This window comes from Enterococcus sp. DIV0170 (assembly GCF_051710765.1).
Lineage (GTDB): Bacteria > Bacillota > Bacilli > Lactobacillales > Enterococcaceae > Enterococcus_A > Enterococcus_A raffinosus.
In genome coordinates this window covers 2240051-2252666 of the sequence record NZ_JBIOLG010000001.1, presented here as the reverse complement: position 1 = coordinate 2252666, position 12616 = coordinate 2240051, and the positions used below count along the sequence as shown (strand labels likewise).

General features: G+C 39.1%; 11 protein-coding genes and 1 other annotated feature. All 11 genes read left to right on the top strand.

The genetic code is table 11. The annotated features are described in order from the left end of the window. Position 1: 1 nt before the first annotated feature. The 11 genes from murD (at position 2) to ileS (ending at position 12573) form a co-directional block, all read left to right on the top strand. Positions 2-1366, top strand: a complete 1365-nt coding sequence (gene murD, locus IGI50_RS10890) for a UDP-N-acetylmuramoyl-L-alanine--D-glutamate ligase (protein WP_438776943.1) — start codon at positions 2-4, stop codon at positions 1364-1366. A gap of 9 nt (positions 1367-1375) precedes the next feature. Beyond that, on the top strand, positions 1376-2467 hold the full coding sequence (gene murG / locus IGI50_RS10885) for an undecaprenyldiphospho-muramoylpentapeptide beta-N-acetylglucosaminyltransferase (protein WP_438776942.1): 1092 nt from the start codon (positions 1376-1378) through the stop codon (positions 2465-2467). A gap of 3 nt (positions 2468-2470) precedes the next feature. Next, a complete protein-coding gene (locus IGI50_RS10880) occupies positions 2471-3580 on the top strand; it encodes a cell division protein FtsQ/DivIB (RefSeq protein WP_438776941.1) in 1110 nt (369 codons plus the stop codon). 165 nt (positions 3581-3745) lie between these two features. Next, complete coding sequence (ftsA, locus tag IGI50_RS10875; RefSeq protein WP_010745921.1) at positions 3746-5071, top strand: cell division protein FtsA; 1326 nt, start codon at positions 3746-3748, stop codon at positions 5069-5071. Positions 5072-5092: 21 nt separating this feature from the next. Then, positions 5093-6331 (top strand): cell division protein FtsZ, encoded by a 1239-nt coding sequence (gene ftsZ, locus IGI50_RS10870; RefSeq protein ID WP_010745922.1) that lies wholly within the window; start codon positions 5093-5095, stop codon positions 6329-6331. Positions 6332-6345: 14 nt separating this feature from the next. Beyond that, positions 6346-7023 carry a YggS family pyridoxal phosphate-dependent enzyme gene (locus IGI50_RS10865; protein WP_438776940.1) on the top strand — a complete coding sequence of 226 codons (678 nt, stop codon included), beginning with the start codon at positions 6346-6348 and terminating at the stop codon, positions 7021-7023. 9 nt (positions 7024-7032) lie between these two features. Continuing rightward, positions 7033-7671, top strand: coding sequence for a cell division protein SepF (locus IGI50_RS10860; RefSeq protein WP_010745924.1), 639 nt, complete (start codon positions 7033-7035; stop codon positions 7669-7671). A 13-nt stretch (positions 7672-7684) separates the two neighbouring features. Further along, positions 7685-7960 carry a YggT family protein gene (locus IGI50_RS10855; RefSeq protein WP_174520502.1) on the top strand — a complete coding sequence of 92 codons (276 nt, stop codon included), beginning with the start codon at positions 7685-7687 and terminating at the stop codon, positions 7958-7960. A gap of 12 nt (positions 7961-7972) precedes the next feature. Beyond that, a complete protein-coding gene (locus tag IGI50_RS10850) occupies positions 7973-8755 on the top strand; it encodes an RNA-binding protein (protein WP_010745926.1) in 783 nt (260 codons plus the stop codon). A 22-nt stretch (positions 8756-8777) separates the two neighbouring features. Then, positions 8778-9482, top strand: a complete 705-nt coding sequence (locus IGI50_RS10845; protein ID WP_218256093.1) for a DivIVA domain-containing protein — start codon at positions 8778-8780, stop codon at positions 9480-9482. Beyond that, positions 9475-9688, top strand: a binding site (T-box leader). It overlaps the preceding gene by 8 nt. A gap of 98 nt (positions 9689-9786) precedes the next feature. After that, positions 9787-12573: an isoleucine--tRNA ligase gene (ileS, locus tag IGI50_RS10840; RefSeq protein ID WP_218256091.1), complete on the top strand. Its 2787-nt coding sequence runs from the start codon at positions 9787-9789 to the stop codon at positions 12571-12573. The last annotated feature ends 43 nt before the right edge of the window (positions 12574-12616 follow it).

Here is a 12616-nt window from a genome sequence, read left to right as displayed (position 1 = left end):
AATGAAACAAATCAAACAATATGAAAACGAAAAGGTATTAGTGTTAGGATTAGCGAAGAGTGGATTTAGTGCGGCCAAGTTATTAAACGACTTGGGCGCACTTGTTACGGTAAACGATGGAAAACCTTTCGAAGAAAACCCTGAGGCACAAGGACTGTTGGAGCAGGGTGTACGAGTGATTACAGGTCACCATCCAATCGAATTACTAGATGAAGATTTTTCATTAATGGTAAAAAATCCTGGTATTCCTTATGATAATCCCTTAGTGGCGAAAGCCGAAGAATTGCATATTCCAATTTTGACCGAAGTGGAGTTGGCTTATCAAGTCGCAGAATGTCCTATCGTTGGTATTACCGGAACGAATGGGAAAACGACAACAACTACCATGATCGGTCTATTATTGAATCAAGAGAGAAAGACTGGTAAAGCACACTTAGCTGGGAATATTGGTTTTCCTGCTAGTGAAGTAGCTTCTAAGGCTACAGCAGATGACGACATCGTTATGGAATTGTCGAGTTTTCAATTGATGGGAATTAAAAGCTTTAAGCCACAAATAGCAGTTATTACCAATATTTATGAAGCGCATTTAGATTATCATAAAACGCGTGAAAATTACGTAGCAGCTAAATGGGCAATCCAACAAAACATGACCGCAGATGATTATTTAGTTTTAAACTGGAATTCAACAGAATTACAAGAGTTGAGCACACAAACTGGGGCACAAATTGTTCCTTTTTCTACAACAGAAAAGTTAGATAACGGGGCTTACCTATCAGATGGACAGCTGTGTTTCAAAAAAGAAAAGATTATGGCTGCTTCTGATTTAGGTGTACCTGGCGCTCATAATATTGAGAATGCTTTGGCAGCAATTGCAGTAGCAAAATTAAAAGGTATTTCTAATGAAGGAATTCGTAAAGCGTTAAGTAATTTTCATGGTGTTCCTCATCGAACACAATACGTGGATACGATCAATGGACGCAAGTTTTACAATGATTCAAAGGCAACAAACAGCTTAGCAACCGAAATGGCGCTAAGTGGCTTTGATAATGATCGTTTAATTTTACTGGCGGGCGGCTTGGATCGTGGAAATGAATTTGATGAGCTGATTCCGTCATTAGAAGGTGTCAAAGCAGTGATTCTTTTTGGCGAAACGAAGGACAAACTGGCTGATACTGCAAGAAGAGCAGGGATTCAGACAGTTATTTTGACCTCTAATGTTGAAACGGCTGTTCCTTTGGCCTATGAACAGAGTGAAGATGGCGATAGCATTTTATTATCTCCTGCAAATGCAAGCTGGGATCAATACCCAAACTTTGAAATACGCGGAGATAAATTTATGCATGCTGTGAAACAACTAGAAAAGTAGGGAAATGAAATGAGAATACTTGTTACAGGCGGTGGCACTGGTGGACATATCTATCCAGCTCTGGCATTTATCCGTTACGTACAAAAAATCCAACCTGATTCTGAATTTCTATATGTAGGGACGCATCGAGGTTTGGAAAATAAAATCGTGCCTGAAACAGGCATCTCTTTTAAGACAATTAAAATTCAAGGATTTAAACGGAAACTTTCGTTTGATAATTTAAAAACCGTACAGCTCTTTCTAGAAAGTATCAAACGCTCGAAGGAAATATTGCGAGAATTTAAGCCAGATGTTGTGATTGGTACAGGTGGATATGTTTCTGGATCGGTTGTTTATGCCGCAGCAAGAATGAAAATTCCGACGATCGTTCACGAGCAAAATAGCGTACCGGGTATTACAAATAAATTTTTGAGCCGTTTTGCTGATAAGGTGGGCATCTGTTTTCCTGATGCTGCTCAATATTTTCCGGAAAATAAGACTGTATTAGTGGGAAATCCTCGAGCGCAAGAAGTAGTCACTAGTGGAAAATCAGACGTATTGGAACAATACAAATTGTTGCCAGATACCCCAACAGTATTAATTTTTGGCGGCAGCCAGGGTGCACTTAAAATAAACCAAGCAGTCATACAGGCGTTACCCAAATTCTCGCAAAAAGATTATCAGGTATTATACGCTTCTGGAGACCGTTATTATAACGAGATTTCTGAAAAAATTGATGTAGAAAAAATCAGTCGCAACTTGTCGCTTCAACCTTATATAAAAAATATGACGGATGTTATGGCAAATGTAGACTTATTGATAGGTAGAGCTGGAGCAACATCCATAGCAGAGTTTACTGCATTGGGACTACCAGCCATCCTAATCCCGAGTCCATATGTTACCAATGACCACCAAACAAAAAACGCACAGAGTTTGGTAAACGCGGGTGCTGTTAAAATGATTGCAGATGCTAATTTAACAGGTGAAAATCTTGTTGAAGCGGTAGATGAAATCATGAGTAACAATGAAAAAAGAGAAATAATGGCAAAAGCTTCTCGTCAAGAAGGAATTCCTGACGCAGCTGAACGCATGTGGTCATTGGTAAACGAGATCGTTAAATAATTATTGGAGGTGAGGATCATTAGTCGTGAAGAGTTTCCAGAAGAAAAAGAAGAAAAAACAAAACAAGAGAGTTTGACTCCGTGGCAACTAGCAAACATGGAGTATTTAAAGCAAAAAGCGCTCGAGAAGGGCGAACCTGAAACACCGCCGAAATCTTCTGAATCGTCAGCTGAAAACACAAATACTAGTGAACCCGCCGATGAAAAAAGAGAAGCAGCAGATATGGATGATCCACCGACTGTTGATGAGGATCTGGAAGATACAGAAGAAAAAGAAGCACCAGATTCTGCCAAAGGTCCAAAAAACGGTTCGTTCTTAGAGCGTCTCCCCAATATTAAACATGAACGAAATCGTCGTCTCGTTCGAAGATCTTCCATTTTAATTGGATTATTTTCAATCCCGGCGATACTATTATTATATTACATTTCACCCTTAGGTAAGTTAGGTGGAGTAAGCATTACTGGGAATGAAAAAATTTCGGCAGAGATAATCAAAAAAGAACTCAATTTTTCAGTTGGAGATAATCTTTGGAGTCAATATTTTGATCGTAGTGACAATGTGAAAAATTTGAAAAAGCAAGAACTTCAGATTGAGGATGCGGAAGTTCACATCGATGGCTTCAATCATTTTGAAGTGAAAGTGAAAGAGTATCCAGAGGTCGCCTATTTAGAAAGTGATGGGAAATACTCACCTGTAATTTCGAATGGAAAGATTATTCCAGTCGAAGTTGAAAAAAGCGATGGAGAGTTGCCAATTTTGGAGAACTTCACTGGATCAAAACGAATATTGAAAGTTCTTGAAGGATATAAAAAATTATCTGAAGAAGTAAAACAAGGAATATCTCAGATAAAGTATGCTCCGACAAGTGAAAACAAAGAGTTACTGGAAATTTTCATGAATGATGGGAATAAAGTGTTGGTTAGTATCAACGATCTAGGGGATAAAATGAAATACTACCCTCAAATTGCTAAAGAAATGAGCGATAAAGAGATTAAAGGCGTAGTTGACATGGAAGCTGGAATATATAGCTATCCGTACACTGAAAATTCAGCTACTGAGGATTCAACGCAAGGCTCGACAGGACAATCTGAAACGCCAGTTGGAAATGATTAAATTTATTACAAGAAAATGTTGAATCTTCTTTTTCATTCTAGGCAAAATGTGTTAAAATTGAAGGCAGTGAATTACTTGCAAAAAATTATATTTCATGCTTAACAGTAACTTAAAATATTAAATCTGAATAAAGCATTTATTTGAAAATAGGAGGGAATCCCATTCATGGCAAAAGCAGGAATGTATGTAGGCCTTGATATCGGGACAACATCGATAAAAGTTGTTGTAGCCGAGTACATCGATAGCCAAATGAATATCATTGGTGTTGGAAACGCAAAATCAGAAGGAATCAATCGTGGGATTATCGTAGATATTGATAAAACAGTACAGGCGATTCAACGAGCAGTAAAACAGGCCGAGGAAAAAGCTGGGATTCAGATTAAAAGTGTCAGTGTAGGATTACCTGCCAACTTATTAGAAGTTGAGCCTTGCCAAGGTATGATCGCTGTGAATAATGAGTCTAAAGAGATTATGGATGAAGATGTTCGTAATGTCGCTTCAGCAGCAATGGTTCGTTCGGTTCCTCCTGAAAGACAAATAGTTGCACTATTGCCTCAAGAGTTTACCGTTGATGGTTTTGAAGGAATCAAAGATCCACGCGGTATGATCGGTGTACGTCTTGAGATGTTCGGATTAGTATTTACTGGTCCTAAGACAATCATTCATAACATTACCAAATGTGTTGAAAAAGCGGGCTTGTCTGTTGCTGAGACAGTAATTACATCTTTGGCTCTGACAGAATCTACATTATCTGATGGAGAAAAAGATTTTGGTACGATTGTTATTGACATGGGTGGCGGACAAACAACAACGGCCGTTATGCATGATAAACAATTAAAATTCACCCACGTGGATCAAGAAGGTGGAGAATTTGTTACTAAAGATATCTCGATTGTTTTGAACACGTCATTTAACAATGCGGAAGCATTAAAAATTAACTATGGAGATGCTTACCCAAGCCGCACATCAGCGGATGAAGATTTCCCTGTAGATGTGATTGGTAAAACAGATCCGATTAAAGTCGATGAGCGCTATTTAGCTGAAATCATTGAAGCACGTTTAGAACAAATATTCCGCAAAGCAAAAGAAGCTTTAGATGAAATCGAAGCGCTTGACTTACCAGGTGGAGTCGTGTTAACTGGTGGTGCTGCAAGCTTGCCAGGCGTAGTTGACTTAGCTGAAGATATTTTTGGAACGACAGTGAAACTGCATGTACCAAACCAAATGGGCTTGAGAAATCCAGTCTTTACAAATGTCATTAGTATCGTTAATTATTCAGCTGAATTAAGCGATGTATATCATTTGGCAAAATCAGCTGTGACCGGTGAAAAAGTTTCTTTATCTGCTTCACCTCAAACGAGCGCTGTCTCGACGGCACCTGTGTATGACGATTACGAAGCTTCAAATGATTACGAAGAAGAATCAAAACCAAAAAATGAAGAAAAAGTAACCGGGAAGATTAAAGACTTCTTCTCTAATATTTTTGACTAATTTGTAGGAGGAATAGAAAATATGGAATTCTCAATAGATAACAATATTAACGAAGGTGCAGTTATTAAAGTTATCGGTGTTGGCGGTGGCGGTGGCAATGCCATCAACCGTATGATCGAGGAAAACGTCAAAGGCGTTGAATTTATCGCGTCAAACACTGATGTACAAGCTCTTAAAAATTCAAAAGCAGAAACAGTTATTCAATTAGGCCCTAAATATACACGCGGTTTAGGTGCTGGTTCACAGCCTGAAGTTGGTCAAAAATCAGCAGAAGAAAGTGAACAAGCAATCCGTGATGCATTAGAAGGTGCTGACATGGTCTTTATTACTGCCGGAATGGGTGGGGGAACTGGTACTGGTGCAGCACCGATTGTTGCGAAAATCGCTAAAGATTTAGGTGCATTAACAGTAGGAGTCGTTACTCGTCCATTTAGCTTTGAAGGACCAAAACGCGGACGTTTTGCCGCAGAAGGCATTTCATTGCTTAAAGAAAACGTTGATACACTATTAATCATTTCAAACAATCGTTTACTTGAAGTTGTTGATAAGAAAACGCCAATGCTTGAGGCCTTCCGTGAAGCAGACAATGTTTTACGTCAAGGAGTGCAAGGGATTTCTGATTTGATTACAGCTCCTGGCTATGTCAACTTGGACTTCGCTGATGTGAAAACAGTTATGGCTAATCAAGGTACTGCTTTGATGGGTATTGGTGTTGCTAGCGGTGAAGATCGTGTTGTCGAAGCGACGAAGAAAGCTATTTCTTCTCCATTATTAGAAACATCTATTGATGGTGCAGAACAAGTATTGTTAAATATTACTGGCGGTTTAGATATGACGCTATTTGAGGCACAAGATGCTTCTGACATCGTTGCTAGTGCAGCTACAGGCGATGTAAATATTATTTTAGGTACATCAATCAGCGAAGAATTAGGCGATGAAATTCGCGTGACAGTAATTGCGACAGGAATTGACCCAACAAAAAAGGAGCGTAAGGCTACACGTAACACACAACGTGCTAGTCAAATCCAATCAGTTCCACAAAAGCAAAATTTAGATATCGAACCTTCAAGAAATAATGAAGGGCAATCTGCATTTGGCGAATGGGATATTCGTAAAGAAGAAAATATCCGCCCGAAGGTTGAAGAAACACAATTTGATAACATCGAAAAGAAAGAATTCGAAACCTTCAATCGTGAAGAAGTAAAACCTGAAAAAGACGAAGAACTAGATACACCACCATTCTTTCGCCGTAGAAAATAAAAGGGGGAGAGCACATGATCGCTGAAAACTTGCATAAAATCGAGCAAGAAATTCAGGAGTCGTGTGCTCTTGTTTCACGTAACCCAAAGGATGTTACAATGGTTGCGGTGACCAAGAGTGTCGACTCCAAAACAGCAAGTGAACTCGTTGAGTTGGGAATTTTGGATTTAGCGGAAAATAGGGTAGATAAATTACTAGAGAAAAAGCAAAGTCTTTCACAACATCAGCAGATTAAATGGCATCTTATTGGTAATTTACAGCGTCGCAAGGTAAAATTGATTATAAATGAAATTGATTATTTTCATGCACTGGACAGTTTGCGTTTAGCACAAGAAATTCAAAAACGTGCGGAACATCAAATAGATTGTTTTATTGAGATAAATGTTTCTGGTGAAGAATCGAAGCATGGGATCAACCCAGCAGAGCTTCATTCTTTTATTCAGGAAATAGCAGGGTTGGATAAGATACGAGTGATTGGTTTGATGACCATGGCTCCTTATGAAGCGAGTGAGCAGGAAGTTCGAACAATTTTTTCAACCTTGAAAGATCTTCAAGAAAGTGTGAAAAAACTAAACTTGCAATACGCCCCATGCACAGAATTGAGTATGGGAATGAGCCAAGACTTCAAAACGGCAATTGAAGAAGGCGCCACATTTGTTCGAATTGGAACGGCATTATTTAGGAAAGGTTAGGTAAAGTTAATGGGAATTAGTCTAGCAAAGATCACTGATTTTTTTGGTTTAGCAGATGATGACATGTATGAAGAAGTAGCAGCACCTGCCCCAAAGAAGCAGGTTAGCCGCCCACAAAGCGCGCCTAAAAAAGAACGCGTAACGGCACGTTCAACATACCAAAAGCAAGAAAGACCAAAAGAAAGAGTACAGCAAAAAGTACAGGAGCGAGTACAACAACCAGTTGTTGAAACTCCTACGAATCGACGGGCAGAGGCTGTGATGAAAAAAGCAGAAAGTATGCCTAAGAAAAGTGAAAAAGTCGTGTCTATGCCAAACAATAACAGTCGGGCACAACGACTTGCTCCAAGAATGGAAGAAAAGAAAAAAGACCGCATCTCAGTGGTTGAACCAAGAGCCTATAATGAAGCGATGACAATCGCCAAACGTGTTGGACAAGGCGAAGTGGTTCTAATTAATTTTCAATCTTTAGATGAGATGAAGGCAAGACGTGTGGTTGATTTTCTAACGGGCGCGGTATTTATGATTGATGGCGATATTAAGCGTGTTGGCAATGAGATGTTCTTATGTACGCCGACAAATGTTGAAATTACGAATACTGCATTGAGCTCAATGGTTGATGATGATATTTATGGATTAGGAATGTAAAGGAGCCGCTTATTTGAATCTACTTATTACACTTTTTTACTATTTAAATCGTTTAGTTTATCTCTATACGATACTTTTAGTTGTTTATGCGTTGATGTCATGGTTCCCAGGAGCCTACCAATCTAGATTTGGTCAGCTTTTAGGCCGAATTTGTGAGCCGTTTCTTAATTTGTTTCGACGGTTGCCATTACAATTTGGCGGGATTGATTTTTCAGTGATGGCTGCGATTTTAGCGTTAAATTTTGCAATGGGGGTATTACAAAGAATTCTGATAAATATTATTTATTAAGGAGGTGGCACTATGAATGCGAATGTCTATCAACATTTTAGACCAGAAGAGCATCCATTTGTTGACAGTGTTGGCGATTGGCTAGAACAAGTTGAAAGCCAGTACGCTCCTTATTTGACGAATTTTTTAGATCCTCGTCAGGCGTATATTTTAGAAACATTGATTCGTGAAAATAGCGAATTAAAATTTTCTTTTTATGGCGGTTATGAAGATGCAGAACGTTGTCGCTGCATGATTTATCCTGATTATTACGAGCCGCAGATCGATGATTTTGAACTGGTGATGATTGAGATCAATTATCCGCAAAAGTTCACTGAACTTTCTCATGGAAAGATTCTGGGGACGTTGATGAATGCGGGAATTAAGCGTGATTATTTTGGGGATATTATTTCTGACGGTGATCGTTGGCAAATCTTTTTAGCAAAAGAATCTGCTAGCTATATCGTTAGTCAAGTAACAAAAATTGGTCGTGTGACAGTTCATTTAGAGGAACGGCCTTACACAGACATTATTATTCCTAAAGATAGTTGGTTAGAGGAAACTACTACAGCAACTTCTCTGCGACTGGATGCAATTATTTCAACCGTCTATAATATATCGCGTCAGCGTTCAAAACAGTTAGTAGAAGCCGGCAAGGTGAAAGTCAACTGGTCAGTAAATGAACGCCCAGATTATTTGCTAGATTTATTAGATGTCGTTTCAGTCCGGGGATTTGGTCGAATTCAGATTCAAGGATTAGAGGGAAAAACAAAGAAAGAGAAATTTCGTTTGCGTTTAGGCGTTTTGCGAAAATAAAATTTATGAGGTGAACAAAAAAATGGCATTAACTCCATTAGATATTCAAAATAAGAATTTCTCCACGAAAATGCGTGGCTATAACCAAGATGAGGTCGATGACTTCTTAGATATGATCGTTCGCGATTATGAAGACAGTATCGCCAAAAATCGTGAATTAGAAAAAGCATTGAAGCATTCAGAGGAAAAATTAGAGTACTTCAATGAATTGAAGGAAGCGTTGAACCAATCAATCGTTGTAGCACAAGATACCGCTGATAAGGTTAAATCTTCTGCAAGCAAGGAATCTGAAGTAATTGTCACATCTGCTCAAAACCGTGCAGATGAACTGATTTCTAATGCAATGCAAAAGGCTAACTTGTTGACGACAACTGCCGAAGACAAAGCAAAAGAAATTCTAACTGATGCTACTTCTAAAGCTCGTCAATTAGCTGCGGAAACAAATGACTTGAAAAAGAAAACGCGTGTTTTCCATCAACAATTATTGTTGCTGTTAGAAACACAAATCGATCAAGCGCGCAGTGGCGATTGGGAAGAAGTCCTAAAACCAATGTCTTCCTATGTGGGAGATGGACATGAAGTTCTGAAAGAAGTTTTAGCTAATGAACTTGACAACGATGATGTGGTTGCAGTAGACTCAGATGAACCAATTATTACTCCTGAACCTGAAGAAGATATGGGATTAACGATTGACATTCCTGAATTAATTAAATCAGACGAAAACTAAGCTAATCTAGAATAGAAAAGCTGATTAGATTCTTTTAGCGAGCCGATGATAGTGGAAGTTCGGCAGACCCTCTAATTAGAAAGATCCTCTAGATCATGCGGTTGTGAAATATTAGTAGCAATCGACGGGTCATTCCGTTAACAATGATTAGAGGAAACTTTTTGGTTTCAAATTTTGGGTGGTACCACGACAAGCTCGTCCCTTTGCGGACAAGCTTGTTTTTTTGTGTTTTTAAACTTTTGATTTATCAAGGACTATTCAATCTTGAGTAGTACCTTAAAATAGAAAAAGGAGACGATTGATAGTGAAGACAAAAGAGACCCTTCAACTAGGTAAAACTGGGTTCCCGATGCGTGGCAATTTGCCAAATCGTGAAGGACAATGGGAAAAAGAATGGGAAGAAAATAAAATTTACGAAAAGCGTCAAAAATTAAATGAAGGAAAACCAACCTTTGTTCTCCACGATGGCCCTCCATATGCTAATGGAAACATCCATATTGGACATGCACTAAATAAAATTAGTAAAGATATCATCGTGCGCTCAAAATCAATGTCAGGTTTTCGTGCACCTTATGTACCGGGCTGGGATACACATGGATTGCCAATTGAACAAGTTCTTGCTAATAAAGGAATCAAACGAAAAGAAATGACGATGGCTGAGTATCGAAAAAAATGTGAAGAATATGCGCTATCACAAGTGGATAAGCAGCGAGATGATTTCAAACGGTTAGGGATCGCTGGTGAGTGGGACAATCCTTACATCACTCTTACTCCTGATTACGAGGCAGCTGAAATTCGTGTGTTCGGTAAAATGGCGGAAAAGGGCTACATTTATAAAGGATTAAAACCAATCTATTGGTCACCATCTAGTGAGTCATCATTGGCCGAAGCGGAAGTTGAATATAAGGATGTTAAATCGCCTTCTATTTTTGTTGCTTTTAAGGTTAAGGATGGTAAAGGAATTCTGGATACAGATACTTCATTTATTATCTGGACAACGACTCCATGGACTTTACCAGCTAACCAAGGAATTTCTGCAAACCCAGCGTATACTTACGTGGTGGTGGAAGCAGATGGGAGAAAATTTGTTGTTGCGAAAGACTTATTGGCAAATGTTGCTGAGGAGTTAGATTGGACAGATCCTAAGGTTATTAAAGAAGTTAACGGAAAAGATTTAGAGTATATGACTGCGCAGCATCCATTTTATGATCGAGAATCTCTAGTCATCTTAGGCGATCACGTCACATTAGATGCCGGTACTGGACTGGTTCATACAGCGCCTGGACATGGGGAAGATGATTATTTTGCCTGGAAGAAATATCGTAAAGACATCATTTCCCCCGTTGATGATCGCGGTGTTATGACTGCTGATGCGCCTGGGTTTGAAGGAGTCTTTTATGACAAGGTCAATCCAATGGTCACAGAACTGTTAGAAAAAAATGGGGCTTTATTGAAATTAGAATTCTTTACGCATAGTTATCCTCATGACTGGCGTACAAAGAAACCAATCATTTATCGTGCAACGCCTCAATGGTTTGCTTCTATTGATAAATTCCGTCAAGATATCTTAGACGAAATTGAAAAAGTCGATTGGATCATCCCATGGGGAAAAACTCGTTTGTACAATATGATTCGTGACCGTGGGGATTGGGTCATTTCTCGTCAACGTGCATGGGGAGTTCCATTGCCAATCTTCTATGGTGAAGACGGTGAGGCAATCATCACACCGGAAACAACAGAACATGTGGCACAGCTATTCGCTGAGTATGGTTCTAACATTTGGTTTGAACGTGAAGCGAAGGATTTATTGCCAGAAGGCTTTACTCACCCAAGTTCACCAAACGGAGAATTTACAAAAGAAACAGATATTATGGATGTGTGGTTCGATTCAGGCTCTTCTCACGAAGCAGTGTTACGTCAACGTGATAACTTAACATTCCCAGCTGACATGTATTTGGAAGGTTCTGATCAGTATCGTGGCTGGTTCAACTCAAGTATTACGACTAGTGTCGCTATTAATGGCGTTGCTCCATACAAGTCAGTACTTTCTCAAGGGTTTACTTTAGATGGTGAAGGCCGAAAAATGAGTAAATCTCTAGGAAATACAATCGTACCGGATAAAGTAATCAAGCAAATGGGTGCAGATATCTTGCGCTTATGGGTCAGCAGTGTGGACTATGAAGCGGATGTTCGAGTATCAATGGATATCTTGAATCAAGTATCGGAAGTTTATCGTAAAATCCGTAATACTATGCGTTTCTTATTAGCCAATACGAGTGATTTTGAACCAACAAAACACGCAGTAGCCTATGATGATTTACGTTCAGTGGATAAATACTTGTTAGTTCGTTTGAATCAAGTAATTAAAACTGTTCGTGAAGATGGTTATGAAGCATACGACTTTACTCAAATTTACAAAACAGTCGTGAATTTCTTAACGGTTGATTTGTCTTCGTTCTATTTGGATTTCGCGAAGGACGTTGTTTATATTCAAGCGGAAGACAGTTATGAACGCCGTTGTATGCAGACAGTCTTTTATCAAGCGGCAGTTGCATTAACAAAATTATTGACGCCGATCATCCCTCACACAACGGAAGAAATCTGGAGCTATTTGAAAGAAGAAGAGGAGTATGTTCAGTTAGCAGAATTGCCAAGCTATGATGAATACCCTAATCAAGCTGAATTGTTAGATACATGGAAGGCCTTTATGGATTTCCGCGACAACGTCTTGAAGGCTTTAGAAGAGGCCCGTAATGAGAAAATTATCGGTAAGTCTCTAGAAGCGAAGGTGACCATCTATCCAAATGAACAAGTAGGTGCTCTATTAACAGCACTAGATGCGGACCTTGCACAGTTATTGATCGTATCGCCAGATTCATTCAGTATTTCAAAAGAAGCAGCACCTGAAAATGCCATGACATTTGAAGATGTCGCGATCTTAGTTGAAAAAGCTGAAGGGGAAGTGTGTGATCGTTGTCGTCAAGTACGTACGACAGTTGGTGAAGATGAAAAACTTCCAAATTTATGTGCTTCATGTGCGCATATCGTTGAAGAAAATTATCCAGAGGCAGTAGCTGAAGGATTGGAATAACCCTTTATAATAGAAGAAACCCGTGTTGATTTGCGTCACACGG

Bases quoted from the DNA above. Each gene is read 5' to 3' on its own strand.
- murD (WP_438776943.1), top strand. From the start codon at position 2: ATGAAACAAATCAAACAATATGAAAACGAAAAGGTATTAGTGTTAGGA.
- murG (WP_438776942.1), top strand. From the start codon at position 1,376: ATGAGAATACTTGTTACAGGCGGTGGCACTGGTGGACATATCTATCCA.
- ftsA (WP_010745921.1), top strand. From the start codon at position 3,746: ATGGCAAAAGCAGGAATGTATGTAGGCCTTGATATCGGGACAACATCG.
- ftsZ (WP_010745922.1), top strand. From the start codon at position 5,093: ATGGAATTCTCAATAGATAACAATATTAACGAAGGTGCAGTTATTAAA.
- IGI50_RS10865 (WP_438776940.1), top strand. From the start codon at position 6,346: ATGATCGCTGAAAACTTGCATAAAATCGAGCAAGAAATTCAGGAGTCG.
- IGI50_RS10860 (WP_010745924.1), top strand. From the start codon at position 7,033: ATGGGAATTAGTCTAGCAAAGATCACTGATTTTTTTGGTTTAGCAGAT.
- IGI50_RS10850 (WP_010745926.1), top strand. From the start codon at position 7,973: ATGAATGCGAATGTCTATCAACATTTTAGACCAGAAGAGCATCCATTT.
- IGI50_RS10845 (WP_218256093.1), top strand. From the start codon at position 8,778: ATGGCATTAACTCCATTAGATATTCAAAATAAGAATTTCTCCACGAAA.